Source organism: Streptomyces agglomeratus, assembly GCF_001746415.1.
Lineage (GTDB): Bacteria > Actinomycetota > Actinomycetes > Streptomycetales > Streptomycetaceae > Streptomyces > Streptomyces agglomeratus.
Window position 1 is genome coordinate 6,471,277 of record NZ_MEHJ01000001.1, and the last position, 26,248, is coordinate 6,497,524.

The following is a 26,248-nucleotide window of genomic DNA, read 5'->3' on the forward strand; positions in this document are numbered from 1 at the left end:
CCCTGCGGCCTGTTCCCAACTGCCGTGCCCCGCACACCTTCCGAGTGGGGGCGCCCCGGAGCGTCCAGCGTATCCGGCGTGTCCGGGGACGGCCCCGGAATGACCCTGCCCGCCATGGGGCGGTGAAATGCCGCCCGCCGCAATCGAATTGGGCGGGCGGCCGGACAACTATGTCCCCGTTTCGGCCTGTTCGCGTATCTTGCCCGACAGGTTGGGCGGCATCGGTTCGTGGCGGGCGTACGAGCGGCTGAACCGTCCGGTGCCGTGCGAGACGGACCTCAGGTCCAGGGCGTACCGGCCGAGTTCGATCTCCGGAACCTCCGCCCGCACGAGCGTGCGCCCGTGCCCCGACTGCTCGGTGCCGACGACCCGCCCCCGCCTTCCCGACAGGTCGCTCATCACCGGTCCCACGTACTGGTCCGGCACCAGCACCAGCACCTCCGCGACCGGCTCCAGCAGGTGGATCTTCGCCTCGGCCGCCGCCTCGCGCAGCGCCAGCGCCCCCGCCGTCTGGAACGCCGCGTCGGAGGAGTCGACGGAGTGCGACTTCCCGTCGGTCAGCGTGACGCGCACGTCCACGAGCGGATGGCCCGCGGAGACCCCGCGCGCGGCCTGGGCGCGTACCCCCTTCTCGACGGACGGGATGAACTGGCGCGGAACCGCTCCGCCCACGACCTTGTCGACGAACTCGATGCCGCTCCCCGGCGGCAGCGGCTCGACGTCGATCTCGCAGATCGCGTACTGGCCGTGGCCGCCGGACTGCTTCACGTGACGCCCGCGCCCGGTCGCCGCCGCTCCGAACGTCTCGCGCAGCGCCACCTTGTGCGGTACGACGTCCACCCGCACCCCGTACCTGCTGCGCAGCCGCTCCAGCGCCACGTCGCGATGGGCCTCGCCCAGGCACCACAGCACCAGCTGACGCGTGTCCTGGTTCTGCTCCAGGCGCATCGTCGGGTCCTCGGCGACCAGCCGGGCCAGCCCCTGGGAGAGCTTGTCCTCGTCCGCCTTGCTGTGCGCCTGGATGGCGAGCGGCAGCAGCGGGTCGGGCATGGTCCACGGCTCCATCAGCAGCGGATCGTCCTTCGAGGACAGGGTGTCCCCGGTCTCCGCGCGTATCAGCTTCCCGACGCTCGCGATGTCGCCGGCGATGCAGCGGTTCAGAGTGCGCTGCTGCTTGCCGAAGGGCGAGGACAGGGCGCCGATCCGCTCGTCCGCCTCGTGAAGGTCCGGGCCGTCGTGACCGCGGTCCGTCAGACCGTGTCCCGACACATGCACCGTGTCGTCGGGCCGCAGCGTGCCGGAGAAGACCCGCACCAGGCTGACCCGCCCCACGTACGGGTCGGACGCCGTCTTGACGACCTCGGCGACCAGCGGCCCGTCGGGATCGCAGGTGACCGGCGGGCGCGGACCGCCCTCCGGGGTGGTGACGGCGGGCGCCTCGCGCTCCACCGGCGTCGGGAAGCCGCCGGTGATCAGTTCCAGCAGCTCGATCGTGCCGATGCCCTCCCGGTTGCCCCCCGCCGGCGGCGCGGCGGCGAGCACCGGATGGAACGTGCCGCGCGCCACGGCCCGCTCCAGGTCCTTGACGAGCGTCTTGTAGTCGATCTCCTCACCGGCGAGGTAACGGTCCATGAGGGTCTCGTCCTCGCTCTCCGCGATGATCCCCTCGATCAGTCTGCTGCGGGCCGCCTCGATCCGGGGAAGCTGCTCGCCGTCCGGCGCCGACTCCGCGCGCTCGCCGGACGAGTAGTCGAAGACCCGCTGCGACAGCAGGCCCACGAGCCCCTCCACGGGGGCGTGCCCGTCCGGTCCCTGGGGCCCGTACAACGGCAGGTACAGCGGCAGTACGGCGTCGGGATCGTCGCCCCCGAACGTCTGCGCGCAGGCCTGGGTCATCTCGTCGAAGTCGGTCCTGGCCGCTTCGAGGTGCGTGAACACGATCGCGCTCGGCATACCGACCGCGGCGCACTCGTCCCACAGCATCCGGGTCGCGCCGTCCACGCCGTCCGAGCCCGAGACGACGAAGAGGGCCGCGTCCGCCGCCCGCAGACCGGCCCGCAGTTCCCCGACGAAGTCGGCGTATCCGGGGGTGTCGATCAAATTGATCTTGATGCCGTCCCATTCGACGGGGACCAGCGAAAGCTGCACCGAGCGCTGCTGCCGGTGCTCGATCTCGTCGTAGTCGGAGACGGTCGCGCCGTCCTCGACCCGGCCCGCCCGGTTGACCGCTCCCGTCGCCAGCGCGAGGGCCTCGGCCAGAGTGGTCTTTCCCGAGCCGCTGTGGCCGACCAGCACGACGTTCCGGATGGATGTGGGCCGGTCGGCCGTCGCTGCCCTGCCGGCGGCCCCGGGGTGTGATTGCGTCTTTTCGCCCATGATCCTTGCCTCCCAGTTCGAGCACGGTGAGGAGAGGGGGCGCGGACATGTGGAAGCCGCATTGGCGAGGCGACACCAGTGACGCCCGCGGTCATTCGAGCTTTCCACTCCCGCCACGGCGCGTCCATACGTAGTACGCGACCGACAGGCGGCAGGAGGCCCTGTGACGGCCCGGCGATGCCCCGGCGGTCCCGGAGGTGGGTCGTCGCTACGATGGGCCAGTCGGGGGCCACAGGGGCCGCTCGGCGCACCGACCCTCGGGAAGGCCATGCTGAACAAGTACGCGCGTGCATTCTTTACGCGTGTCCTCACACCGTTCGCCGCGTTTCTCCTCCGCCGTGGCGTGAGCCCCGACGCGGTGACGCTCATCGGTACGGCCGGAGTGATGGCGGGTGCGCTGGTCTTCTTCCCCCGGGGAGAGTTCTTCTGGGGCACGATCGTCATCACGCTGTTCGTCTTCTCCGACCTCGTCGACGGCAATATGGCGAGGCAGGCGGGGGTTTCGAGCCGCTGGGGCGCCTTCCTGGACTCGACGCTCGACCGAGTCGCCGACTCGGCCGTCTTCGGCGGGATCGCGCTCTGGTACGCGGGCACCGGCAACGACAACGCGCTGTGCGCGGTCGCGATCTTCTGCCTCGCCGGCGGCCAGGTCGTCTCGTACACCAAGGCCCGCGGCGAGTCGATCGGCCTGCCCGTGGCGGTCAACGGCCTGGTGGAGCGCGCCGAACGGCTCGTCATCACGCTCGTCGCCGCGGGGCTCGCCGGACTGCACGACTTCGGCGTGCCGCACATCGACGTACTGCTGCCCGTCGCCCTGTGGGCGGTCGCCGCCGGCAGCCTCGTGACGCTGGGACAGCGGGTCGTGACCGTACGCAGGGAGGCGGCAGAGGCGGACGCCGCCGCCGCGCCGGGGAGCGGGGCCACGCCGTGAGCGACGCCAGGGAACGGCTGACGGACACGCTGTACGGCCTCGGCTGGGCCACGGTCAAGAAGCTGCCCGAACCGGCCGCCGCCGCCCTCGGGCGCACCATCGCCGACACCGTGTGGAAGCGGCGCGGCGCGAGTGTCCTGAGGCTGGAGTCCAACCTGGCCCGGGTCGTCCCGGACGCCGGCCCCGAGCGCCTCGCCGAGCTCTCCCGGGCCGGGATGCGTTCGTACATGCGCTACTGGATGGAGTCGTTCCGGCTGCCCGCGTGGAGCAAGGAGCGCATCAGGGGCGGCGTAGAGGTCCAGGACATAGACCGCCTGACCGCCGGCCTCGCCTCCGGCCGCGGCGTCGTCCTCGCGCTGCCGCACCTGGCAAACTGGGACCTTGCCGGCGCCTGGGTCACCACCGCGCTGGGAGTCCCGTTCACCACCGTCGCCGAGCGCCTCAAGCCGGAAACGCTGTACGACCGGTTCGTCGCGTACCGGGAGGGCCTCGGGATGGAGGTCCTGCCGCACGAGGGCGGCAGCGCCTTCGGCACGCTGGCCCGGCGGCTGCGGGCCGGCGGCCTCGTCTGCCTGGTCGCCGACCGCGACCTGTCCGCGTCCGGCACGGAGGTCACATTCTTCGGCGAAGCGGCGCGGATGCCCGGCGGTCCCGCGCTGCTGGCGCAGCAGACCGGGGCGCTGCTGCTGCCGGCGACGCTCTGGTACGACGACTCTCCGGTGATGCGGGGGCGCGTCCATCCGCCCGTCGAGGTACCGGAGACAGGTACGCGGGACGAGAAGACGTCCGTCATGACACAGGCGCTGGCGGACGCCTTCGCCACCGGTATCGCGGAGCACCCGGAGGACTGGCACATGCTGCAACGGCTGTGGCTCGACGACCTCGAGCCCCGTCAGGAGAGTTCGTGAAGATCGGCATTGTCTGCCCCTACGCGTGGGACGTGCCCGGTGGCGTCCAGTTCCACATCAGGGACCTGGCCGAGCACCTGATCGGGCTGGGCCACGAGGTCTCCGTCCTGGCCCCCGCGGACGACGAGATGCCGCTTCCGCCGTACGTGGTGTCCGCCGGCCGGGCCGTGCCGGTGCCGTACAACGGCTCGGTCGCCCGCCTGAACTTCGGGTTCCTCTCCGCCGCGCGGGTACGGCGGTGGCTGCACGACGGCACGTTCGACGTCATCCACATCCACGAGCCGACCTCGCCGTCGCTCGGGCTGCTGGCGTGCTGGGCCGCCCAGGGGCCCATCGTCGCCACCTTCCACACCTCGAACCCCAAGTCCCGCGCGATGATCGCGGCGTACCCGATCCTCCAGCCCGCGCTGGAGAAGATCAGCGCCCGCATCGCGGTGAGCGAGTACGCGCGGCGCACGCTGGTCGAGCACCTCGGCGGGGACGCGGTCGTCATCCCCAACGGCGTCGACGTCGACTTCTTCGCGAAGGCGGAGCCCAAGCCGGAGTGGCAGGGGCACACCATCGGGTTCATAGGCCGCATCGACGAGCCGCGCAAGGGCCTGCCCGTGCTGATGCGCGCCCTTCCGAAGATCCTCGCCGAGCGCCCGCGGACGCGACTGCTGGTCGCGGGCCGCGGCGACGAGGAGGAAGCGGTCGCGTCCCTGCCCGAGGAGATGCGCGGCCGCGTCGAATTCCTCGGCATGGTCAGCGACGAGGACAAGGCGAGCCTGCTGCGCAGTGTCGACCTGTACGTCGCCCCGAACACCGGCGGCGAGAGCTTCGGCATCATCCTGGTCGAGGCGATGTCGGCGGGCGCGGCGGTGCTGGCCAGCGACCTGGACGCGTTCGCCCAGGTACTGGACCAGGGTGCGGCGGGCGAGCTCTTCGCCAACGAGGACGCGGACGCGCTCGCCTCGGCGGCGGTACGACTGCTGGGAGACCCGGAGCGGCTGGTCGAGCTGCGGCTGCGGGGCTCGGCGCACGTACGGCGCTTCGACTGGTCGACGGTGGCGGCGGACATCCTGTCGGTGTACGAGACGGTGACGGACGGGGCGGGGTCGGTGGACACCGACGAGCGCACCGGCCTGCGGGCCCGCTTCGGACTGGCCCGCGACTGATTCGGGGAGCGGGGGCCACCGCCGAGCCCGGCCCTGGTCCACGGCTGATCCGGGGCCGGGCGCCGCCGGCCGACGGGGGCCCGCCGGCCACGGGTAACGTTGCCGCCCGTGACCGCAACCCTCATCTGGATCGTCGTAGCCCTCGTCGCGATCGGGCTGTACCTCAGCTGGACCGCCGGCCGGCTGGACCGCCTGCACGCCCGTATCGACGCCTCCCGCGCCGCCCTCGACGCCCAGTTGCTGCGCCGTGCCTCGGTCACCCAGGAACTGGCGACCTCCGGAGTGCTGGACCCCGCCGCCTCGATCCTGCTGTACCAGGCCGCGCACGCCGCCCGCCAGGCGGAGGAGGATCACCGGGAGGTCGCGGAGAGCGAGCTGAGCCAGGCGCTGCGGGCCGTCTTCGGGGAGACGGCGCAGGTGGAGGCGGTCAAGGAGGCGCCCGGCGGCGAGGAGGCCACCGGGGAGCTGGCGGCGGCGGTACGCCGCGTACCCATGGCCCGGCGCTTCCACAACGACTCCGTACGCGCGGCACGCGCGCTGCGCCGCCACCGCAAGGTCCGGTGGTTCCGGCTGGCGGGCCACGCCCCGTTCCCGATGGCGTTCGAGATGGACGACGAGGCCCCTGTGGCGTTGGCCGACCGCCCAGGCAGCCAGTAAAACGATCCACCCGCTGAGCATTGGCCCTTGCAGTGGACTGGTCCGGCGATGTTGTCTCTGAGACAGCAAGAACCTTCTTTCTCCGAGTGAGGTCCATCCGTGTCCAGCACCAGCAACTTCCAGGCCCCCGAGACCGGCACCGCACGCGTGAAGCGCGGCATGGCTGAGCAGCTCAAGGGCGGCGTGATCATGGACGTCGTCAACGCCGAGCAGGCGAAGATCGCCGAGGACGCGGGCGCCGTTGCCGTCATGGCGCTGGAGCGCGTGCCCGCCGACATCCGCAAGGACGGCGGCGTGGCCCGGATGTCCGACCCCAACATGATCGAAGAGATCATCGAGGCCGTCTCGATCCCGGTCATGGCCAAGTCCCGCATCGGCCACTTCGTCGAGGCCCAGGTCCTCCAGTCCCTCGGCGTCGACTACATCGACGAGTCCGAGGTCCTGACCCCGGCCGACGAGGTCAACCACTCCGACAAGTGGGCGTTCACCACCCCCTTCGTCTGTGGCGCCACCAACCTGGGCGAGGCCCTGCGCCGTATCGCCGAGGGCGCGGCCATGATCCGCTCGAAGGGCGAGGCCGGCACCGGCAACGTCGTCGAGGCCGTGCGTCACCTGCGCCAGATCAAGAACGAGATCGCCAAGCTGCGCGGCTTCGACAACAACGAGCTGTACGCCGCAGCCAAGGAGCTCCGCGCGCCGTACGAGATCGTCAAGGAGGTCGCCGAGCTCGGCAAGCTCCCCGTGGTGCTGTTCTCCGCCGGTGGGGTCGCCACCCCCGCCGACGCCGCGCTGATGCGCCAGCTCGGCGCCGAGGGCGTCTTCGTCGGCTCCGGCATCTTCAAGTCCGGCGACCCGGCCGCCCGCGCCGCCGCGATCGTGAAGGCCACCACCTTCTACGACGACCCGAAGATCATCGCGGACGCGTCGCGGAACCTGGGCGAGGCCATGGTCGGCATCAACTGCGACACCCTCCCCGAGTCCGAGCGCTACGCCAACCGCGGCTGGTAGTCACTGTGATCAGCAACCCCGTGATCGGAGTCCTGGCTCTCCAGGGCGACGTACGGGAGCACCTGGTCGCCCTGGCCGTGGCGGACGCCACGGCCAGGCCGGTCCGGCGCCCCGAAGAGCTCGCCGAGATCGACGGCCTGGTCATCCCCGGTGGCGAGTCCACCACCATGTCCAAGCTGGCCGCGCTCTTCGGCATGCAGGAGCCGCTGCGCGAGCGCATCAGGGACGGCCTGCCGGTCTACGGCACCTGCGCCGGCCTGATCATGCTCGCCGACAAGATCCTCGACCCGCGCTCGGGCCAGGAGACCTTCGGCGGCATCGACATGATCGTGCGCCGCAACGCGTTCGGGCGGCAGAACGAGTCGTTCGAGGCCCAGGTCGAGATCGCCGGCATCGAGGACGGGCCCGTGGAGGGCGTCTTCATCCGCGCCCCCTGGGTGGAGTCGGTCGGCGCCCGGGCCGAGGTGCTCGCGGAGCACGGCGGCCACATCGTCGCCGTACGCCAGGACAACGCCCTCGCCACATCGTTCCACCCCGAACTGACGGGCGACCACCGGGTGCACCGGCTCTTCACAGAGATGGTGCGGGCCGTACGCTGACGGGATCCCGGTAGGATCTCTGCCGAACGCAGCAGTATTTGGTGACGCGAAGGAGACAGGCGGATGTCCGGCCACTCTAAATGGGCTACGACGAAGCACAAGAAGGCCGTGATCGATGCCAAGCGCGGCAAGCTCTTCGCGAAGCTGATCAAGAACATCGAGGTCGCGGCGCGCACCGGCGGCGCCGACATCGACGGCAACCCGACCCTCTTCGACGCCATCCAGAAGGCGAAGAAGAGCTCCGTCCCCAACAAGAACATCGACTCCGCGGTCAAGCGCGGCGGCGGTCTCGAGGCGGGCGGCGTCGACTACGAGACCATCATGTACGAGGGTTACGGCCCCAACGGAGTCGCGGTGCTCATCGAGTGCCTCACCGACAACCGCAACCGTGCCGCCTCCGACGTGCGGGTCGCCATGACCCGCAACGGCGGCTCGATGGCCGACCCCGGTTCGGTCTCGTACCTCTTCAACCGCAAGGGCGTCGTGGTCGTCCCCAAGGGCGAGCTGACCGAGGACGACGTGCTCGGCGCGGTCCTCGACGCGGGCGCCGAGGAGGTCAACGACCTCGGTGAGTCCTTCGAGGTGCTGAGCGAGGCCACCGACCTGGTCGCGGTCCGCACCGCGCTCCAGGACGCCGGCATCGACTACGACTCGGCCGACGCCAACTTCGTCCCGACCATGCAGGTCGAGCTCGACGAGGAGGGCGCGCGGAAGATCTTCAAGCTGATCGACGCGCTGGAGGACAGCGACGACGTGCAGAACGTCTTCGCCAACTTCGACGTGTCCGACGAGGTCATGGAGAAGGTCGACGCCTGACCTCTCGCAGTGGCGCGAAAAGCGGCGGGCCGACGGGACACACCCGTCGGCCCGCCGCTTTGTCACTGGTAGCCGATAGCCTGCACAAACAGGTGATCGAAGGGGAGGGGCATTGTGCGCGTACTGGGCGTGGACCCGGGGCTGACCCGGTGCGGCGTCGGCGTCGTCGAGGGCGTCGCGGGCCGTCCCCTGCGGATGCTCGGCGTCGGAGTCGTAAGGACGCCGGCGGACGCGGAGCTGGGGGACCGGCTGGTCGCCATCGAGCGCGGCATAGAGGCATGGCTCGACGAGCACCGGCCCGAATACGTCGCCGTGGAGCGGGTGTTCAGCCAGCACAACGTCCGTACGGTCATGGGTACGGCCCAGGCCAGCGCGGTCGCCATGCTGTGCGCCGCGCGGCGCGGACTGCCCGTCGCCCTGCACACGCCCAGTGAGGTCAAAGCGGCGGTCACCGGCAACGGCAGGGCCGAGAAGGACCAGGTCGGCGCGATGGTGACCCGGCTGCTGCGGCTCGACGCCCCGCCGAAACCCGCCGACGCCGCCGACGCCCTCGCGCTCGCCATCTGTCACATCTGGCGCGCCCCCGCGGTCAACCGCCTCCAGCAGGCGCACGCCGCCGCCCGCGCGTCCCGCATCCCCGTCGTACGGAAGGTCACGCGATGATCGCGTTCGTCAGCGGCCCGGTCGCCGCACTCGCCCCCACCACGGCGGTCATCGAGGTCGGCGGCATCGGCATGGCCGTGCAGTGCGCGCCCAGCACGCTGTCCGCCCTCCGCGTCGGCCAGGACGCGAAGCTCGCGACCTCCCTGGTCGTACGGGAGGACTCGCTCACCCTCTACGGCTTCGCCGACGACGACGAGCGGCAGGTCTTCGAGCTGCTCCAGACCGCCAGTGGCGTCGGCCCCCGGCTCGCGCAGGCCATGCTCGCCGTGCACTCGCCCGACGCGCTGCGCCTCGCGGTGTCGACGGGGGACGAGAAGGCGCTGACCGCCGTCCCCGGCATCGGCAAGAAGGGAGCCCAGAAGCTGCTCCTCGAACTCAAGGGCCGCCTCGGCGAGCCGCTCGGCACATCGGGGCACGTCGGCGCCCAGCGCGTCGCGTCGGGGCCCGCCCCCTGGGGCGAACAGCTCCAGGCCGCGCTCATCGGCCTCGGCTACGCGTCGCGCGAGGCCGAGGAAGCGGTCGCCGCCGTCGCACCGCAGGCCGAGGCGGCGCTCGCCGACGGCGTCCGGCCCCCCGTGCCGCAGCTGCTGCGCGCCGCGCTCCAGACCCTCAACCGCGCCCGCTGACTTCGATTCGAGAGATCCGTACATGAACTGGGACGACACCGGACCCGACATCGACCAGCGGCTGGTCGACTCCGGCCCCGACGGCGAGGACCAGGCCGTCGAGGCCGCGCTGCGCCCCAAGGACCTCGACGAGTTCGTCGGCCAGGAGAAGGTCCGCGAGCAGCTCGACCTGGTCCTGAAGGCCGCCCGCGCACGCGGCGCGACCGCCGACCACGTGCTGCTCTCCGGCGCCCCCGGCCTCGGCAAGACGACCCTCTCGATGATCATCGCGGCCGAGATGAACGCCCCGATCCGCATCACCTCGGGCCCCGCCATCCAGCACGCGGGCGACCTCGCGGCGATCCTCTCCTCCCTCCAGGAGGGTGAGGTTCTCTTCCTCGACGAGATCCACCGGATGTCCCGGCCCGCCGAAGAGATGCTCTACATGGCGATGGAGGACTTCCGCGTCGACGTGATCGTCGGCAAGGGCCCCGGAGCCACCGCCATCCCGCTGGAACTTCCCCCCTTCACCCTGGTCGGCGCCACCACCAGGGCCGGCTTGCTGCCGCCGCCGCTGCGCGACCGCTTCGGCTTCACCGGCCACATGGAGTTCTACGAGCCCGCCGAGCTCGAGCGGGTCATCCACCGCTCCGCGCGCCTCCTCGACCTGGAGATAGACGTGGAGGGCGCCGCCGAGATCGCCGGGCGCTCCCGCGGCACGCCCCGCATCGCGAACCGCCTGCTGCGCCGCGTACGGGACTATGCCCAGGTCAAGGCGGACGGCGTCATCAACCGCGACATCGCCGCCGCGGCCCTCAAGGTGTACGAGGTCGACGCCCGCGGCCTCGACCGCCTGGACCGGGCCGTGCTCGGCGCCCTCCTCAATCTCTTCGGCGGCGGGCCCGTGGGGCTGTCCACGCTGGCGGTCGCGGTGGGGGAGGAGCGGGAGACGGTGGAAGAGGTGGCCGAGCCGTTCCTCGTACGGGAGGGTCTGCTGGCCCGCACGCCGAGGGGCCGGGTCGCCACGCCCGCCGCCTGGGCCCACCTCGGTCTCGTACCGCCGCAGCAGGGTAACGGAAGAAACGGACAAGCAGGGCTCTTCGGGACGTGACGGACCTGACGGCGCGGACGGTCGACCTGTCAGGAACCACGGTGCGATGCTGGGCGTTGTTCCATTGATGCGGACTCGCTTAGACTCCGCCGATGCCGCCCTTCCAGGGCCGGCGTGCCCACCCCCGTAGATCAGGCCGCTCCCCGGCGCGGTCGTGCGAAGGAATTTCCGTCCCGTGAATATCGTGACCCTCCTCCCCTTCATCGTGCTCATCGGGGCCATGTTCCTGATGACCCGGTCCGCCAAGAAGAAGCAGCAGGCGGCTGCGCAGATGCGCAACGACATGCAGCCCGGCACCGGCGTCCGGACGATCGGGGGCATGTACGCCACCGTCAAGGAAGTTCACGACGACACGGTCCTCCTCGAGGTCGCGCCGGGCGTGCACGCCGTCTACGCGAAGAACTCCGTCGGCGCCGTCCTCGACGACGAGGAGTACAACCGCATCGTCCACGGCGACGGTGACCTCAAGATCGACGCTCCGGTCGTCCCGGACGACGCGTCCTCGCTGACCGAGTCCTCGGACGCGGACAAGGACGACGACGTCGCGCGGATCGACCTGGGCAAGACCGCCGGGTCGGACGGGGCGGACAAGGCGCACGACGCCGCCGACACGGCCGGCGACGAGCCGAAGGACAAGAAGACCGACGGCGAGAGCGACGCGAAGTAGTCACGTAGGGGGACCGCGGGGCGCCCACCGGCGTACCGCGGTCCCCGGATCGTGCCGACTTCCGCGGGGCTGGGCCCCACATACTTCGTGGCTGCCCCGGCGCTCACCCGGCGCGGGGGCGGTTGGACAGGGAGAAACGAGAAGGTGGCAGCACCGAAGAAGGGCCGCAGGCCCGCGGGGGCTCCGGGCAGGCCAGGGCGCGCCCTGGCCTTGATCCTGATCGCCATGGTCGCGCTCACCGGCGGCATGTTCGCGACCGGTGAGCTCACGCCGCGTCTGGGCATCGACCTCGCCGGCGGCACGAGCATCACGCTCGAGGCCAAGCCCGAGCCGGGCAAGCCGAACGCGATCAACAAGACCAACATGGAGACCGCGGTCGGCATCATCGACCGGCGCGTCAATGGTCTGGGTGTTTCCGAAGCCGAGGTTCAGACCCAGGGCGACAAGAACATCATCGTCAACATCCCCAAGGGGACGGACGAGAAGCAGGCCCGGAAGCAGGTCGGTACGACCGCTCAGCTCTATTTCCGGCCTGTCGTGACGTACACCGCCGGTACCCCCACGCCGGACGCCTCTCCCTCCCCGAAGCCCTCGGCGGGCGCCAAGGACGGCAAGGACGGCAAGTCCACGCCGACCGCCACCCCGTCGGCCACCGCGACCACCCAGGGCCGCGCCGTGACGGAGGGCCTCAAGAAGGCCCCGACGCCGACCCCCACGGGCAGCGCCACGAAGAGCCCCGACCAGAGCGGCAAGCCGACGCCCACGCCGTCGGCCGACCCCGCCGCCTCCGCGCTGGAGAAGAAGTTCACGGCGCTCGACTGCGCGAACGACACCGCCCGGGTCCAGGCCAACGTGGGCGTCAAGCCCGAGGACCCGATGATCGCCTGCGGCAAGAACAACGCCGGCGAGTGGGAGAAGTACATCCTGGGTCCGGCCGAGGTCAACGGCAAGGACGTCGACGACGCCAGTGCCACCATCGACACCCAGCGTGGCGGCGGCTGGAAGGTGAACATGGAGTTCACCGACGCCGGCTCCAAGAAGTTCCAGAAGATCACCGGCAAGCTCTCGCAGCAGCAGCCCCCGCAGAACCAGTTCGCCATCGTCCTCGACGGCGAGGTCGTCTCGGCCCCCTCGGTCAACCAGACCCTGAGCGCCAACGCGGAGATCTCCGGCAGCTTCACCCAGGATTCAGCCCAGGACCTGGCCAACATCCTCTCGTACGGCGCGCTGCCGCTCTCCTTCAGCGAGGAGACCGTCACCACCGTCACCTCCGCGCTCGGCGGCGAGCAGCTCAAGGCCGGTCTGATCGCCGGCGCGATCGGTCTCGCGCTGGTCGTCATCTACCTCCTGGCGTACTACCGCGGCCTTGCCTTCGTCGCGATCGTCAGCCTCATCGTCTCGGCGATCCTGACGTACACGATCATGACCCTGCTCGGCCCGGGCATCGGCTTCGCGCTGAACCTCCCCGCGGTGTGCGGTGCGATCGTCGCCATCGGCATCACCGCGGACTCGTTCATCGTGTACTTCGAACGCATCCGCGACGAGATCCGCGAGGGCCGCACGCTCAAGCCCGCGGTGGAGCGTGCCTGGCCGCGTGCCCGGCGCACCATCCTGGTCTCCGACTTCGTGTCGTTCCTCGCCGCCGCCGTGCTGTTCCTCGTGACGGTCGGCAAGGTCCAGGGCTTCGCGTTCACGCTCGGCCTCACGACCCTGCTCGACGTCGTCGTGGTGTTCCTCTTCACCAAGCCGCTGATGACGCTGCTGGCGCGTACGAAGTTCTTCGGACAGGGCCACCCGTGGTCCGGCCTGGACCCGAAGCGGCTCGGCGTACAGCCTCCCCTGCGCCGTACCCGTCGCGTCTCCGCCCCCATCGACCCGAAGGAGGCCTGAGATGTCCCGACTCGGAAATCTCGGCGCCCGCCTCTACAACGGTGAGGTCGGTTACGACTTCGTCGGCAAGCGCAAGATCTGGTACGGCCTGTCGATCCTGATCACCATCACGGCCATCGTCGGCCTGGCGGTGCGCGGTCTGGTCATGGGCATCGAGTTCGAGGGCGGCGCCGTCTTCACGACCTCCAAGACCGGTGTTTCCGTCGCCCAGGTCCAGGAGGACGCCGAGGAGGCATCCGGACACGCGGCGATCGTCCAGGAGCTCGGCAACGGCGGCATGCGCATCCAGATCAGTGGTCTGGACACCGCCAGCGCGTCGCCGGTCAAGGATGAGCTCGCGAAGGACCTCGGCGTCAAGCCGGGCGACATCACCTCCGAGCTGGTCGGCCCCAGCTGGGGCGAGCAGATCGCCAACAAGGCCTGGACCGGCCTGGCGATCTTCATGGTCCTGGTGGTGATCTACCTCGCCATCGCCTTCGAGTGGCGCATGGCCCTGGCCGCTCTGATCGCCCTGGTCCACGACCTCACGATCACCGTCGGTGTGTACGCCCTCGTCGGCTTCGAGGTCACCCCGGGCACCGTGATCGGTCTGCTGACCATCCTCGGTTACTCCCTCTACGACACCGTCGTCGTCTTCGACGGTCTCAAGGAGGGGTCGAAGGACATCACCAAGCAGACGCGCTGGACGTACAGCGAGATCGCCAACCGCAGCCTCAACGGCACCCTGGTGCGCTCCATCAACACCACGGTCGTCGCGCTGCTGCCGGTGGCGGGCCTGCTGTTCATCGGCGGCGGTGTGCTGGGCGCCGGCATGCTCAACGACATCTCGCTGTCGCTCTTCGTCGGCCTGGCAGCCGGCGCGTACTCCTCGATCTTCATCGCCACTCCGCTCGTCGCCGACCTGAAGGAACGCGACCCGCAGATGAAGGCCCTGAAGAAGCGCGTGCTCGCCAAGCGGGCGGCCGCCGAGGCGCGGGGCGAGTCGGCGGACGACGCCGACGGTGTTTCCGGCGAGCCGCAGGACCGGTTCCCGGACGACGCAGCGCCCGCCGGCGCGGTCGTCGGCCAGCGCCCGGCCGACCGTGGCCGCCCCGGCCGGGGCAAGCCTTCGGGCAAGCGCCGATGACGGCGACCGCCACGCAGGATCTCCTGCTCAGCCGCATCCGTGACGTACCGGACTATCCCAAGCCGGGAGTGATGTTCAAGGACATCACCCCGCTGCTCGCGGACCCGGTGGCTTTCACGGCGCTGACCGACGCCCTCGCGGAACTGTGCGTACGCTGCGACGCCACGAAGATCGTCGGTCTGGAGGCGCGCGGCTTCATCCTGGCCGCACCGGTCGCCGTCCGCGCCGGCCTCGGGTTCATCCCCGTACGCAAGGCGGGGAAGCTGCCGGGGGCGACGCTGAAGCAGGCGTACGAGCTGGAGTACGGCACCGCGGAGATCGAGATCCACGCCGAGGACCTGGTCGACGGCGACCGCGTCATCGTCATCGACGACGTCCTCGCCACCGGCGGCACCGCCGAGGCGTCGCTGGAGCTCATCCGGCGGGCCGGAGCCCAGGTCGCCGGGGTCGCGGTCCTCATGGAGCTCGGATTCCTGGGCGGCCGCGCCCGTCTGGAGCCGGCCCTGCGGGGTGCGCCGCTGGAAGCCCTGATCACGGTCTGACCAGCACGGCTGTAGGGGAAGGGCGGGTCCCGGAGGAATTCCGGGACCCGCCTTTCACGTTGGTCCAGGTGTCAGGCCGGGGGCGAACCGGAAGCCAGGCATCGTTACCATGGGCTTTCCGGGCCTGACCGGGGGACCCGGACCCGCACGAGGAGCGCTCTTGCCAGACGAGGCCCAGCCACTCTCCCCCAGCTCCCGTCCGGGGGACCCCGCAGCCGCGCAGCCCGAGCAGCAGCAGGCCGCCGAGGCCGCGGCGGGCCCGGCCACGCCCGCGAGCCCGCCGGCCGCGCCGCCGAAGAGCGGTGAACCGGCGAAGAGCGACGCCGCGAGCAGCGGCGCCCCCGCCGGCAGCGGACCGCCCGCGAGCGCCCCCGGGAGCAGTGGCACCCCCGCGGACCCGACGAGCCGGCCCACCGGGAACTCCGAGCCCAGCGGCAAGCCGAAGACCGCCCCCGAGCGGGCCACCGGCCCCACGCCGCCCCTCTCCGCCCCCAAGCCGGCCCAGGGCTCCACCCCGCGCTCCGGCAGCGGCTCCTCCAACCGCGTACGGGCCCGGCTCGCCCGACTGGGCGTACAGCGCTCCAGCCCGTACAACCCGGTCCTCGAACCCCTGCTGCGCGCCGTCCGCAGCAACGACCCGAAGATCGAGACGTCGACGCTGCGCCAGATCGAGCGCGCCTACCAGGTGGCCGAGCGCTGGCACCGCGGCCAGAAGCGCAAGAGCGGCGACCCGTACATCACGCACCCGCTCGCCGTGACCACGATCCTCGCCGAGCTCGGCATGGACCCGGCCACCCTGATGGCGGGCCTGCTGCACGACACCGTCGAGGACACCGAGTACGGCCTGGACACCCTGCGCCGCGACTTCGGCGACCAGGTCGCCCTCCTCGTCGACGGCGTCACCAAACTGGACAAGGTGAAGTTCGGCGAGGCCGCGCAGGCCGAGACCGTACGCAAGATGGTCGTGGCCATGGCCAAGGACCCGCGCGTCCTGGTCATCAAGCTCGCCGACCGCCTGCACAACATGCGCACCATGCGCTACCTCAAGCGGGAGAAGCAGGAGAAGAAGGCCCGCGAGACGCTTGAGATCTACGCGCCCCTGGCCCACCGCCTGGGCATGAACACCATCAAGTGGGAGCTGGAGGACCTCGCCTTCGCGATCCTCTACCCCAAGATGTACGACGAGATCGTGCGGCTCGTCGCGGAGCGCGCCCCGAAGCGCGACGAATACCTCGCCATAGTGACCGACGAGGTTCAGTCCGATCTGCGCGCCGCCCGTATCAAGGCCACCGTCACCGGCCGGCCGAAGCACTACTACAGCGTCTATCAGAAGATGATCGTCCGCGGCCGTGACTTCGCGGAGATCTACGACCTGGTGGGCATTCGTGTACTTGTCGACACGGTCCGCGACTGTTACGCGGCCCTCGGCACGGTGCACGCGCGATGGAATCCGGTCCCCGGCCGGTTCAAGGACTACATCGCGATGCCGAAGTTCAACATGTACCAGTCGCTCCACACGACGGTCATCGGACCCAGCGGCAAGCCCGTCGAACTCCAGATCCGTACGTTCGACATGCACCGCCGCGCCGAGTACGGCATCGCCGCGCACTGGAAGTACAAGCAGGAGGCCGTCGCCGGCGCCTCCAAGGTGCGCACCGACGTCCCCAAGAACACCGGGCGCGGCCAGGACACCGTCAACGACATGGCGTGGCTGCGGCAGCTCCTGGACTGGCAGAAGGAGACCGAGGACCCCAGCGAGTTCCTGGAGTCCCTGCGCTTCGACCTCTCCCGCAACGAGGTCTTCGTCTTCACGCCGAAGGGTGACGTCATAGCGCTGCCCGCCGGCGCCACACCCGTCGACTTCGCGTACGCCGTCCACACGGAGGTCGGCCACCGGACGATAGGCGCACGGGTCAATGGGCGGCTCGTACCGCTCGAATCGACCCTCGACAACGGCGACCTGGTGGAGGTCTTCACCTCCAAGGCGGCCGGCGCGGGCCCGTCCCGCGACTGGCTCGGCTTCGTCAAGTCGCCGCGTGCCCGCAACAAGATCCGCGCCTGGTTCTCCAAGGAGCGCCGCGACGAGGCCATAGAGCAGGGCAAGGACGCCATCGCGCGGGCCATGCGCAAGCAGAACCTGCCGATCCAGCGCATCCTCACCGGCGACTCCCTCGTCACGCTCGCGCACGAGATGCGCTACAGCGACATCTCCTCGCTCTACGCGGCGATCGGCGAGGGGCACGTCACCGCGCAGAGCATCGTCCAGAAGCTGGTGCAGGCGCTCGGCGGCGAGGAGGCCGCAACCGAGGACATCGCCGAGAGCGCGCCGCCCTCGCGCGGGCGCGGCAAGCGCCGTTCGAACGCCGACCCGGGCGTCGTGGTCAAGGGCGTCGACGACGTGTGGGTCAAGCTCGCCCGCTGCTGCACGCCCGTACCCGGCGACCCCATCATCGGGTTCGTCACCCGGGGCAGCGGCGTGTCGGTGCACCGCGCCGACTGCGTCAACGTCGACTCGCTGTCGAGGGAGCCGGAGCGCATCCTCGACGTCGAGTGGGCCCCCACCCAGTCCTCGGTGTTCCTGGTCGCCATCCAGGTCGAGGCGCTGGACCGCTCCCGGCTGCTGTCGGACGTCACCCGCGTCCTGTCCGACCAGCACGTCAACATCCTGTCCGCGGCCGTCCAGACGTCCCGCGACCGGGTGGCCACCTCGCGCTTCACCTTCGAGATGGGCGACCCCAAGCACCTGGGGCACGTCCTGAAGGCGGTGCGCGGCGTGGAGGGCGTGTACGACGTCTACCGCGTCACCTCGGCCCGCCGGCCGTAGGACACGTACGCGAAGGGCCCCGGTACGGAAATCCGTACCGGGGCCCTTCGCTTCGCGTAAACCGCCGGGTCAGCCGCCGAACTCCTGGAGACCCTTGAGGGCCTGGTCCAGCAGCGCCTGCCGGCCTTCCAGCTCGCGGGCGAGCTTGTCCGCCCTGGCGTTGTTGCCCGACGCGCGTGCCTGGTCGATCTGACCGCGCAGCTTGTCCACGGCGTCCTGGAGCTGGCCGGTCAGACCCGCGGCGCGGGCGCGCGCCTCAGGGTTCGTACGGCGCCACTCGTTCTCCTCGGTCTCCTGGAGCGCCTTCTCCACCGCGTGCATCCGTCCCTCGACCTTCGGGCGGGCGTCGCGGGGCACGTGGCCGATGGCCTCCCAGCGCTCGTTGAGGGAACGGAACGCGGCCCTGGCCGCCTTCAGGTCCTTCACCGGCACCAGCTTCTCGGCCTCGGTCGCGAGCTCCTCCTTGAGCTTGAGGTTCTCGGCCTGCTCCGCGTCGCGCTCGGCGAACACCTCGCTGCGGGCCGCGAAGAAGACGTCCTGGGCGCCGCGGAAGCGGTTCCACAGGTCGTCCTCGGCCTCGCGCTGGGCGCGGCCCGCGGCCTTCCACTCCGTCATCAGGTCGCGGTAGCGCGCGGCCGTAGCGGCCCAGTCGGTGGAGCCCGAAAGGCTCTCCGCCTCCGCGACCAGCCTCTCCTTGGCCTTGCGGGCCTCCTCGCGCTGGGCGTCCAGCGAAGCGAAGTGGGCCTTGCGGCGCTTGGAGAACGCCGAGCGGGCGTGCGAGAAGCGGTGCCACAGCTCGTCGTCGGACTTCCGGTCGAGCCTCGGCAGGCCCTTCCAGATGTCCACGAGTGCCCGCAGCCGCTCACCGGCCGCCCGCCACTGCTCGCTCTGGGCCAGCTCCTCGGCCTCGACGACCAGCGCCTCCTTGGCGTGCTTCGCCTCGTCGGTCTGCTTCGCCTTCTCGGCCTTGCGCTCCTCGCGGCGCGCCTCGACCGTCGCCACCAGCGCGTCGAGACGCTTGCTCAGCGCGTCGAGATCGCCGACGGCGTGGTGCTCGTCGACCTGCTGACGCAGATGGCCGATCGCCGCCTGGGCGTCCTTGGCCGACAGGTCGGTGGTCTTCACCCGCCGGTCGAGGAGGCCGATCTCGACAACCAGGCCCTCGTACTTGCGCTCGAAGTAGGCCAGGGCCTCCTCGGGAGAGCCCGCCTGCCAGGAACCGACGACCTTCTCGCCCTCGGCCGTACGCACGTACACGGTGCCGGTCTCGTCGACACGGCCCCACGGGTCGCTGCTCACAGCGCCTCCTCCACATGATGCCTGCGCAGGGCTGTTGACCCCCGGGCATCGTCCACAGTTTCTTTCGCGGGGCGACAGACGCCCTGCACACCGCCAACATAGGCGAACGGCAGGGCGGCTGTCCGCATCCCGCACTTCCGGATTTACTTGGTGACGGTCGCCTTGTCGATGACCACGGTGGCATTGGGCGCCCCGTCGCCCGCGCCCGTCGCCTCACCCGCGTCAGCGATCTTCTTCAGCACGTCCTTGCCGCCCTTGATGGTCCCGAACGGTGAGTAGTTGGGCGGCAACTTGCTGTCCTGGTAGACGAGGAAGAACTGGCTGCCGCCGGTCCCCGGACCCGCGTTCGCCATCGCGACCGTGCCCGCCGGATAGACCCCGCCCTTGAGCTTCGGGTCCTTCAGGTTCTCGTCCGGCAGCTTGTAGCCGGGCGTGCCGGAGCCCTGCGCCGTCGGGTCGCCGCACTGGAGGACGTAGATGCCGCTCGTCGTCAGCCGGTGGCACTTCGTGTGGTCGAAGTAGCCCTTGCCCGCCAGGAAGTTGAAGGAGTTCACCGTGCGCGGCGCCTTCGCCGCGTCCAGCGCGAGCGTGATGTCGCCACACGTGGTGTCGAGCTTCATCGTGTACGAGGCCGACTTGTCGACGGTGAGCGCCGGCTCCTTCTTGTACGACAGCTTCTTGACCGACCCGGGGGCGGGCTTCTCGCAGGGGTCCGGCGCCTTCGACGGCGTGGAGGCCGCCGCGTCGGTGACGGTGTCGTCCTTGTCGTCGCCGCCCAGCGCGCCCGTCGCGAACGCCGTCGCCCCCGCGGCGAGCACCACGGCGAGCGCCGAGGCGATCACGGCGTTGCGGCGGCGCGCCCTGCGCCGGTTCTCGGCGCGGCGCTGCTGCTGGCGTTCGAACTTCTCCCGGGCGAGCTGGCGCCGCCGCTGATCGCTGCTGACCACCGGTGTTCTCCTCGTACGTCTCGTCTGTCACTGCTGTCCGCACTGCTGTCCGGCCGAGCCGAGCTTGCCCGTACCGTATATGGGTTCGCTGTGCGATGAGCGGCGCCGGTAGGCTCTGATCTGCTGCAATCGACAGCGGCATCTCCCGCCGGACGACATATTGAGGACGATCGTGCTTATTGCCGGGTTCCCCGCCGGGGCCTGGGGGACCAACTGTTACCTGGTCGCCCCCGCCGCGGGCGAGGAGTGCGTGATCATCGACCCGGGCCACCAGGCCGCCGCGGGCGTCGAGGAAGCGCTCGCGAAGCACCGCCTCAAGCCCGTCGCGGTCGTCCTCACCCATGGCCACCTCGACCACGTCGCCTCGGTCGTCCCGGTGTGCGGAGCGCACGACGTACCCGCGTGGATCCACCCCGCCGACCGGTACATGATGAGCGACCCCGAGAAGGCGCTCGGCCGCTCGATCGGCATGCCGCTGATGGGCGAGCTGACCGTGGGCGAGCCCGACGACGTCAAGGAGCTGACCGACGGCGCGGAGCTGAAGCTGGCGGGTCTCGACCTCACCGTCTCGCACGCGCCCGGCCATACCAAGGGGTCGGTGACCTTCAGGCTGCCCGAACAGGCCGACATCCCGTCGGTCTTCTTCTCGGGCGACCTGCTGTTCGCCGGCTCCGTCGGACGCACCGACCTGCCCGGCGGCGACCACGCCGAGTTGCTCGAATCGCTGGCCCGCGTGTGCCTGCCGCTCGACGACTCGACCGTGGTGCTGTCCGGCCACGGCTCCCAGACGACCATCGGCCGCGAGCGCGCCACCAACCCGTATCTCAACGGTCTGGCCGCCGCTCCCCGACGAGGAATGTGACGAGACTTCCTGTGAGCACCTTCAAGGCCCCCAAGGGCACGTACGACCTCATCCCGCCGGACTCCGCGAAGTTCCTGGCGGTCCGCGAGGCCATTTCCGCGCCGCTGCGGAACTCCGGCTACGGCTACATCGAGACGCCCGGCTTCGAGGACGTGGCGCTCTTCTCGCGCGGTGTCGGCGAGTCCACCGACATCGTCTCCAAGGAGATGTACGCCTTCGAGACCAAGGGCGGCGACAAGCTGGCGCTGCGCCCCGAGGGCACCGCCTCCGTGCTGCGCGCGGCCCTCGAAGCCAACCTGCACAAGAGCGGCAACCTGCCGGTCAAGCTCTGGTACTCCGGCTCGTACTACCGCTACGAGCGCCCGCAGAAGGGCCGCTACCGCCACTTCTCGCAGGTCGGCGCCGAGGCGATCGGCGCCGAGGACCCGGCCCTGGACGCCGAGCTGATCATCCTGGCCGACCAGGCGTACCGCTCGCTGGGCCTGTCGCAGTTCCGCATCCTGCTGAACTCGCTGGGCGACAAGGAGTGCCGCCCCGTCTACCGGGAGGCCCTCCAGGGCTTCCTGCGCGACCTCGACCTGGACGAGGACACCCGCCGCCGCATCGAGATCAACCCGCTGCGGGTCCTCGACGACAAGCGCGCCGAGGTCCAGAAGCAACTCGTGGGCGCGCCCATGCTGCGCGACTACCTGTGCGACGCGTGCAAGGCGTACCACGAGCAGGTCCGCGAGCTGCTGAACGCGGCGGGCGTCGCATACGAGGACGACGAGAAGCTGGTGCGCGGCCTCGACTACTACACCCGCACCACCTTCGAGTTCGTCCACGACGGCCTCGGCTCGCAGTCCGCGGTGGGCGGCGGTGGCCGCTACGACGGCCTGTCCGAGATGATCGGCGGCCCCGCGCTGCCGTCCGTCGGATGGGCGCTCGGCGTGGACCGCACGGTGCTGGCGCTGGAGGCGGAGGGCGTCGGGCTCGACCTGCCGGCCACCACCAGCGTGTACGCGGTGCCGCTCGGCGAGGAGGCGCGCCGCGTCCTGTTCGGTACGGTCACCGAGCTGCGCAGGGCGGGTGTCGCGGCCGACTTCGCGTACGGCGGCAAGGGCCTCAAGGGCGCCATGAAGAACGCCAACCGGTCGGGGGCCCGTTACACGATCGTCGCCGGCGAGCGCGATCTGGCCGACGGCCAGGTGCAGCTGAAGGACATGGAGACGGGCGAGCAGGTGGCGGTCGCACTGGACACGGTCACCGCCGAGATCCAGCGCCGCCTGGCCTGAGCACCCGTACCCACAGGGCCCGTACCCAGGGTCCGCACGCACAGGGGCCGCACGCGCAGGGGCCCGGCCGGTCCCGACGGACCGGCCGGGCCCCTGCCGCATGGACCGGCGTGGGGGCGGATCCGGCCCGGCACTCGTACGGTTGCCCGACCGGTCAACTCCGTGGTGCGGATTCGTCCTGCCGGACCAGGGCGGTTCCGGTCAGTCCGGTACGCCTCCCCGTGGGGCGGTCCGGCGCCCGGAATCGCCGCTTCGCGCCGGTCACGGCGCTGCCGCGGCGAAACCGGCGGGCCGGCCGGCCGTACCCGCCCATGTCCGGCCAACGGTGGGCCCTGGTACCGGTGCGGCAGAATGAACCTGTCCGGCAGCCCACTCAGCGACGGAACGGCGATATGACGACAGCAGCGGTAGACGACCGCACCTCCAACGGCGCGCAGGAGGGCCCGAAGGGCACGATCGGCAGTGGCCGTCCCTTCGCCCTGCTGCTGGTGATCACGGGTCTGGCCGGGCTGCTGGCCTCCTGGGTCATCACGATCGACAAGTTCAAGCTGCTGGAGGACCCGGGCTTCGAACCGGGATGCAGCCTCAACCCCGTGGTCGCGTGCGGCAACATCATGAAGAGCGAGCAGGCGTCGGCCTTCGGGTTCCCCAACCCGATGCTCGGACTGGTCACTTACGCGATGGTCGTCTCCCTCGGCGTGGGCCTGCTGGCCGGCGCGCGCTACCGCCGCTGGTTCTGGCTCGGACTGAACGCGGGCACCCTCTTCGGCGTCGGATTCTGCACCTGGCTCCAGTACCAGTCGCTCTACAACATCGGTTCGCTGTGCCTGTGGTGCTGTCTCGCCTGGGTCGCCACGATCGTGATGTTCTGCTACGTCACCACGCACAACATCAAGCACCGGATCCTCCCGGCCCCCGACGGCCTTCGCCGCGCCCTGCTGGAGTTCCACTGGGTGCCCCCGGTCCTGTGGATCGGGATCATCGGCATGCTGATCCTGACCCGCTGGTGGGACTTCTGGACCGGCTCGAACTGAGCGCCACCGGAGCCGACGGCGTTGTCAGTGGGCTGACATAGGCTTCATGCGTGGAGCCAGACCTGTTCACCGCAGCCGCGGAAGACCGCCAGCTCAAGGATCCGTCCAGCAGCCCCCTCGCCGTACGGATGCGCCCGCGCACCCTCGACGAGGTCGTCGGCCAGCAGCACCTGCTGAAGCCCGGCGCCCCGCTGCGCCGGCTGGTCGGCGAGGGCAGCGGCGGACCGGCCGGACCGTCGTCGGTGATTCTCTGGGGCCCGCCCGGCATCGGGAAGACGACTCTGGCGTACGTCGTCAGCCTCGCCACCCAGAAGCGCTTCGTCGAACTCTCCGCGATCACCGCCGGAGTGAAGGAAGTGCGGGCCGTCATCGACGGCGCCCGCCGCGCCTCCGGCGGCTACGGCAAGGAGACCGTCCTCTTCCTCGACGAGATCCACCGCTTCAGCAAGGCCCAGCAGGACTCGCTGCTGCCCGCCGTCGAGAACCGCTGGGTCACGCTCATCGCGGCGACGACCGAGAATCCGTACTTCTCGATCATCTCCCCGCTGCTCTCCCGCTCTCTCCTGCTCACGCTGGAATCACTGACCGACGACGATCTGCGGTCCCTGGTGCACCGGGCCCTCACCGAGGAGCGCGGGCTCGGCGGCGCGGTCACGCTCGCCGGCGACGCCGAGGCCCATCTGCTGCGCATCGCGGGCGGCGACGCCCGGCGCGCGCTCACCGCGCTCGAAGCGGCGGCTGGCGCCGCCCTCTCCAAGGGCGAGGAGGAGATCACCCTCGAAACGGTCGAGGAGACGGTCGACCGCGCCGCGGTGAAGTACGACCGGGACGGCGACCAGCACTACGACGTGGCGAGCGCCCTCATCAAGTCCATCCGCGGCAGCGACGTGGACGCCGCCCTGCACTATCTGGCGCGCATGATCGAGGCGGGCGAGGACCCGCGGTTCATCGCCCGGCGCCTGATGATCTCGGCCAGTGAGGACATCGGCCTCGCCGACCCGACCGCGCTGCCAACGGCCGTCGCGGCCGCCCAGGCCGTCGCCATGATCGGCTTCCCGGAGGCCGCCCTCACGCTCAGCCACGCGACGATCGCGCTGGCCCTCGCGCCCAAGTCGAACGCCGCGACGAACGCGATCTTCGCCGCGCAGGCCGACGTACGCAAGGGCATGGCCGGGCCGGTCCCGGCGCACCTGCGCGACGGCCACTACAAGGGCGCCGCCAAGCTCGGCCACGCGCAGGGCTATGTGTATCCGCACGACGTTCCCGGCGCGATCGCCGCCCAGCAGTACGCCCCCGACGCCGTGCAGGGCCGCCATTACTACGAGCCCACGCGCTACGGAGCGGAAGCCCGTTACGCCGACGTGGTGGAGAAGGTGCGCGAGCGGCTGCGCGGCGACGGCGCGTCCGAGCCCCGCTCCTGACCGGGGGGCCGGCGAGCGTGGCCGGCCGTCTCAGTGCGCGGCCGCCTCGAAGAGCTCGTGCATGGCGCGGCGCAGTCCGACGACGTCGCGCACCGGTTCGCGGAAGTCGAACCGCGCGTCGAAGACCCGCCCGTCCGCGCCGCCACTGAAGCGCACGCGCAGCCCGAACCGGTCCAGCGCCAGGGGTACCGCTTTGGTCCCGGCGGCCCGGTCGCCCGCCAGACCGCACAGCTGCCGCACCTGGTCGCCGTGCGCCGAGTGCAGATGCTGGAGCAGCTCCACCTCGTGCTCGACGAGGGGGTCGGGGGAGGCCGCCACGAAGCCCTCGGCATCGACCATCCCGGTGCCCCACAGGTCGTCCACGCGCGCCTCGCCGACCTCCAGCCGCAGCAGCATGCGCCCCGGCTCCGCCACCCCGCGCACCGAGGTGAGCCAGCCGGAGACCCAGGCGCGGCCCCGGATACGGTTGGGTACGGACACCGGCGCGACGTCCGTGATCTCCAGCACCACGGGCAGTTCGTCGTCGTGCGCGTGCGTGGCGGCCCGTACCGCCGGTGAATCCACCGGGTACACCAGCAGCACCTCACCGTCGGGCCCCACGCTCCGCTCCTCGGGCATCAGCTGCTCGGGCCTGGCGAGCCAAGGGCCCGGAAGAAGCAGTACCGCGGACGAGGTACTCTGTACGAGAGTTCGTGTGCGCTCGGCTGCTGACGGCATCCGCGCGATTTCAAGTCCGCTGGGACGCGGCTGACCACGATCTGATCGGACCTCCGTCGCGTCGACACTCTTGATGTCGGCCTTCTTTGTGTTGTCCGTGACGTGACTGGTGTTCCCCGGGCGAGACATGCGATCTCCTTGAGTAAGGTGAGCCTAACCTAACCTACAACGGAGGTCTGGAGAACGTGCCTAACCAGTCGCGTCCCAAGGTCAAGAAGTCCCGTGCGCTCGGCATTGCGCTGACGCCGAAGGCTGTCAAGTACTTCGAGGCCCGCCCCTACCCGCCGGGCGAGCACGGCCGTGGACGCAAGCAGAACTCGGACTACAAGGTCCGTCTGCTCGAGAAGCAGCGTCTGCGTGCCCAGTACGACATCAGCGAGAAGCAGATGGCCCGCGCCTACGACCGCGCCAAGAAGGCCGAAGGCAAGACCGGCGAGGCCCTGGTCATCGAGCTCGAGCGCCGCCTCGACGCCCTCATCCTTCGTTCGGGCATCGCCCGCACGATCTACCAGGCCCGTCAGATGGTCGTCCACGGCCACATCGAGGTCAACGGCGGCAAGGTCGACAAGCCGTCGTTCCGTGTCCGTCCCGACGACGTCGTGATGGTCCGCGAGCGCAGCCGCGAGAAGCACCCCTTCCAGGTCGCTCGCGAGGGTGGCTACGACACCGACGGTGAGACGCCGCGCTACCTCCAGGTGAACCTGAAGGCCCTGGCCTTCCGCCTGGACCGCGACCCGAACCGCAAGGAAATCCCGGTCATCTGCGACGAGCAGCTCGTCGTCGAGTACTACGCCCGCTGATCCAGCGGCTGTAG

General features: G+C 70.6%; 24 protein-coding genes. 20 read left to right on the forward strand and 4 right to left on the reverse strand.

Features of this window, described 5'->3' with window-relative positions; genetic code table 11:
- Positions 1–168: 168 nt before the first annotated feature.
- Positions 169–2,376: an elongation factor G-like protein EF-G2 gene (locus tag AS594_RS28370; protein WP_069929674.1), complete on the reverse strand. Its 2,208-nt coding sequence runs from the start codon at positions 2,374–2,376 to the stop codon at positions 169–171.
- 268 nt (positions 2,377–2,644) lie between these two features.
- Here AS594_RS28370 and pgsA point away from each other — a divergent pair, with 268 nt between their 5' ends.
- The 15 genes from pgsA to AS594_RS28445 all read left to right on the forward strand — a co-directional run bounded on the left by pgsA (position 2,645) and on the right by AS594_RS28445 (position 17,880).
- Complete coding sequence (gene pgsA, locus AS594_RS28375; RefSeq protein WP_069929675.1) at positions 2,645–3,307, forward strand: phosphatidylinositol phosphate synthase; 663 nt, start codon at positions 2,645–2,647, stop codon at positions 3,305–3,307.
- Positions 3,304–4,215 (forward strand): phosphatidylinositol mannoside acyltransferase, encoded by a 912-nt coding sequence (locus AS594_RS28380; RefSeq protein ID WP_069929676.1) that lies wholly within the window; start codon positions 3,304–3,306, stop codon positions 4,213–4,215. Before pgsA ends, AS594_RS28380 begins: the two co-directional genes overlap by 4 nt.
- On the forward strand, positions 4,212–5,372 hold the full coding sequence (locus AS594_RS28385; RefSeq protein ID WP_069929677.1) for a glycosyltransferase family 4 protein: 1,161 nt from the start codon (positions 4,212–4,214) through the stop codon (positions 5,370–5,372). The genes AS594_RS28380 and AS594_RS28385 overlap by 4 nt, the downstream gene beginning before the upstream one ends.
- Before the next feature lie 108 nt (positions 5,373–5,480).
- On the forward strand, positions 5,481–6,029 hold the full coding sequence (locus AS594_RS28390; RefSeq protein WP_069929678.1) for a hypothetical protein: 549 nt from the start codon (positions 5,481–5,483) through the stop codon (positions 6,027–6,029).
- 99 nt (positions 6,030–6,128) lie between these two features.
- The gene (gene pdxS / locus AS594_RS28395; RefSeq protein ID WP_028814108.1) at positions 6,129–7,037 is read left to right on the forward strand and encodes a pyridoxal 5'-phosphate synthase lyase subunit PdxS; all 909 of its coding nucleotides are present in this window, start codon (positions 6,129–6,131) and stop codon (positions 7,035–7,037) included.
- A gap of 5 nt (positions 7,038–7,042) precedes the next feature.
- Positions 7,043–7,636, forward strand: a complete 594-nt coding sequence (gene pdxT, locus AS594_RS28400; RefSeq protein ID WP_107357878.1) for a pyridoxal 5'-phosphate synthase glutaminase subunit PdxT — start codon at positions 7,043–7,045, stop codon at positions 7,634–7,636.
- 63 nt (positions 7,637–7,699) lie between these two features.
- On the forward strand, positions 7,700–8,452 hold the full coding sequence (locus AS594_RS28405; protein WP_069929679.1) for a YebC/PmpR family DNA-binding transcriptional regulator: 753 nt from the start codon (positions 7,700–7,702) through the stop codon (positions 8,450–8,452).
- 114 nt (positions 8,453–8,566) lie between these two features.
- The gene (gene ruvC, locus AS594_RS28410; RefSeq protein ID WP_069929680.1) at positions 8,567–9,115 is read left to right on the forward strand and encodes a crossover junction endodeoxyribonuclease RuvC; all 549 of its coding nucleotides are present in this window, start codon (positions 8,567–8,569) and stop codon (positions 9,113–9,115) included.
- Positions 9,112–9,741 carry a Holliday junction branch migration protein RuvA gene (gene ruvA / locus AS594_RS28415; protein ID WP_069929681.1) on the forward strand — a complete coding sequence of 210 codons (630 nt, stop codon included), beginning with the start codon at positions 9,112–9,114 and terminating at the stop codon, positions 9,739–9,741. The genes ruvC and ruvA overlap by 4 nt, the downstream gene beginning before the upstream one ends.
- Positions 9,742–9,763: 22 nt before the next feature.
- Positions 9,764–10,831 carry a Holliday junction branch migration DNA helicase RuvB gene (gene ruvB, locus AS594_RS28420; RefSeq protein ID WP_069929682.1) on the forward strand — a complete coding sequence of 356 codons (1,068 nt, stop codon included), beginning with the start codon at positions 9,764–9,766 and terminating at the stop codon, positions 10,829–10,831.
- A gap of 175 nt (positions 10,832–11,006) precedes the next feature.
- Positions 11,007–11,498, forward strand: a complete 492-nt coding sequence (yajC, locus tag AS594_RS28425) for a preprotein translocase subunit YajC (RefSeq protein WP_069929683.1) — start codon at positions 11,007–11,009, stop codon at positions 11,496–11,498.
- 144 nt (positions 11,499–11,642) lie between these two features.
- Entirely contained in the window at positions 11,643–13,388 is a 1,746-nt protein-coding gene (secD, locus tag AS594_RS28430; RefSeq protein ID WP_079144363.1) for a protein translocase subunit SecD, read from the forward strand.
- Position 13,389: 1 nt separating this feature from the next.
- A complete protein-coding gene (secF, locus tag AS594_RS28435) occupies positions 13,390–14,514 on the forward strand; it encodes a protein translocase subunit SecF (protein ID WP_069929684.1) in 1,125 nt (374 codons plus the stop codon).
- Positions 14,511–15,056: an adenine phosphoribosyltransferase gene (locus AS594_RS28440; RefSeq protein WP_069929685.1), complete on the forward strand. Its 546-nt coding sequence runs from the start codon at positions 14,511–14,513 to the stop codon at positions 15,054–15,056. The genes secF and AS594_RS28440 overlap by 4 nt, the downstream gene beginning before the upstream one ends.
- A gap of 160 nt (positions 15,057–15,216) precedes the next feature.
- On the forward strand, positions 15,217–17,880 hold the full coding sequence (locus AS594_RS28445; protein WP_069929686.1) for a RelA/SpoT family protein: 2,664 nt from the start codon (positions 15,217–15,219) through the stop codon (positions 17,878–17,880).
- Positions 17,881–17,949: 69 nt separating this feature from the next.
- Here AS594_RS28445 and AS594_RS28450 read toward each other — a convergent pair whose 3' ends face one another.
- Complete coding sequence (locus AS594_RS28450; protein ID WP_069929687.1) at positions 17,950–19,179, reverse strand: DUF349 domain-containing protein; 1,230 nt, start codon at positions 19,177–19,179, stop codon at positions 17,950–17,952.
- Between the two features lie 143 nt (positions 19,180–19,322).
- The gene (locus tag AS594_RS28455) at positions 19,323–20,126 is read right to left on the reverse strand and encodes a peptidylprolyl isomerase (RefSeq protein WP_069929688.1); all 804 of its coding nucleotides are present in this window, start codon (positions 20,124–20,126) and stop codon (positions 19,323–19,325) included.
- Positions 20,127–20,298: 172 nt separating this feature from the next.
- Between AS594_RS28455 and AS594_RS28460 the strand changes: the two genes are divergently transcribed.
- The 4 genes from AS594_RS28460 (at position 20,299) to AS594_RS28475 (ending at position 24,717) form a co-directional block, all read left to right on the forward strand.
- Positions 20,299–20,988, forward strand: a complete 690-nt coding sequence (locus AS594_RS28460) for an MBL fold metallo-hydrolase (RefSeq protein ID WP_069929689.1) — start codon at positions 20,299–20,301, stop codon at positions 20,986–20,988.
- 11 nt (positions 20,989–20,999) lie between these two features.
- Entirely contained in the window at positions 21,000–22,262 is a 1,263-nt protein-coding gene (hisS, locus tag AS594_RS28465) for a histidine--tRNA ligase (RefSeq protein ID WP_069929690.1), read from the forward strand.
- A 392-nt stretch (positions 22,263–22,654) separates the two neighbouring features.
- A complete protein-coding gene (locus tag AS594_RS28470; RefSeq protein ID WP_069929691.1) occupies positions 22,655–23,296 on the forward strand; it encodes a vitamin K epoxide reductase family protein in 642 nt (213 codons plus the stop codon).
- Positions 23,297–23,346: 50 nt separating this feature from the next.
- Positions 23,347–24,717 carry a replication-associated recombination protein A gene (locus AS594_RS28475; RefSeq protein WP_069929692.1) on the forward strand — a complete coding sequence of 457 codons (1,371 nt, stop codon included), beginning with the start codon at positions 23,347–23,349 and terminating at the stop codon, positions 24,715–24,717.
- A gap of 30 nt (positions 24,718–24,747) precedes the next feature.
- Here AS594_RS28475 and AS594_RS28480 read toward each other — a convergent pair whose 3' ends face one another.
- The gene (locus tag AS594_RS28480) at positions 24,748–25,434 is read right to left on the reverse strand and encodes a DUF2470 domain-containing protein (protein WP_069929693.1); all 687 of its coding nucleotides are present in this window, start codon (positions 25,432–25,434) and stop codon (positions 24,748–24,750) included.
- Positions 25,435–25,619: 185 nt separating this feature from the next.
- Between AS594_RS28480 and rpsD the strand changes: the two genes are divergently transcribed.
- Positions 25,620–26,234: a 30S ribosomal protein S4 gene (gene rpsD, locus AS594_RS28485; protein ID WP_028814090.1), complete on the forward strand. Its 615-nt coding sequence runs from the start codon at positions 25,620–25,622 to the stop codon at positions 26,232–26,234.
- Positions 26,235–26,248 lie beyond the last annotated feature (14 nt).

Coding starts and splice junctions, on each gene's coding strand:
- secF (WP_069929684.1), top strand. CDS start 13,390: ATGTCCCGACTCGGAAATCTCGGCGCCCGCCTCTACAACGGTGAGGTC.
- AS594_RS28480 (WP_069929693.1), bottom strand. CDS start 25,434: ATGCCGTCAGCAGCCGAGCGCACACGAACTCTCGTACAGAGTACCTCG.
- AS594_RS28470 (WP_069929691.1), top strand. CDS start 22,655: ATGACGACAGCAGCGGTAGACGACCGCACCTCCAACGGCGCGCAGGAG.
- pgsA (WP_069929675.1), top strand. CDS start 2,645: ATGCTGAACAAGTACGCGCGTGCATTCTTTACGCGTGTCCTCACACCG.
- ruvB (WP_069929682.1), top strand. CDS start 9,764: ATGAACTGGGACGACACCGGACCCGACATCGACCAGCGGCTGGTCGAC.
- AS594_RS28440 (WP_069929685.1), top strand. CDS start 14,511: ATGACGGCGACCGCCACGCAGGATCTCCTGCTCAGCCGCATCCGTGAC.
- ruvA (WP_069929681.1), top strand. CDS start 9,112: ATGATCGCGTTCGTCAGCGGCCCGGTCGCCGCACTCGCCCCCACCACG.
- AS594_RS28370 (WP_069929674.1), bottom strand. CDS start 2,376: ATGGGCGAAAAGACGCAATCACACCCCGGGGCCGCCGGCAGGGCAGCG.
- AS594_RS28405 (WP_069929679.1), top strand. CDS start 7,700: ATGTCCGGCCACTCTAAATGGGCTACGACGAAGCACAAGAAGGCCGTG.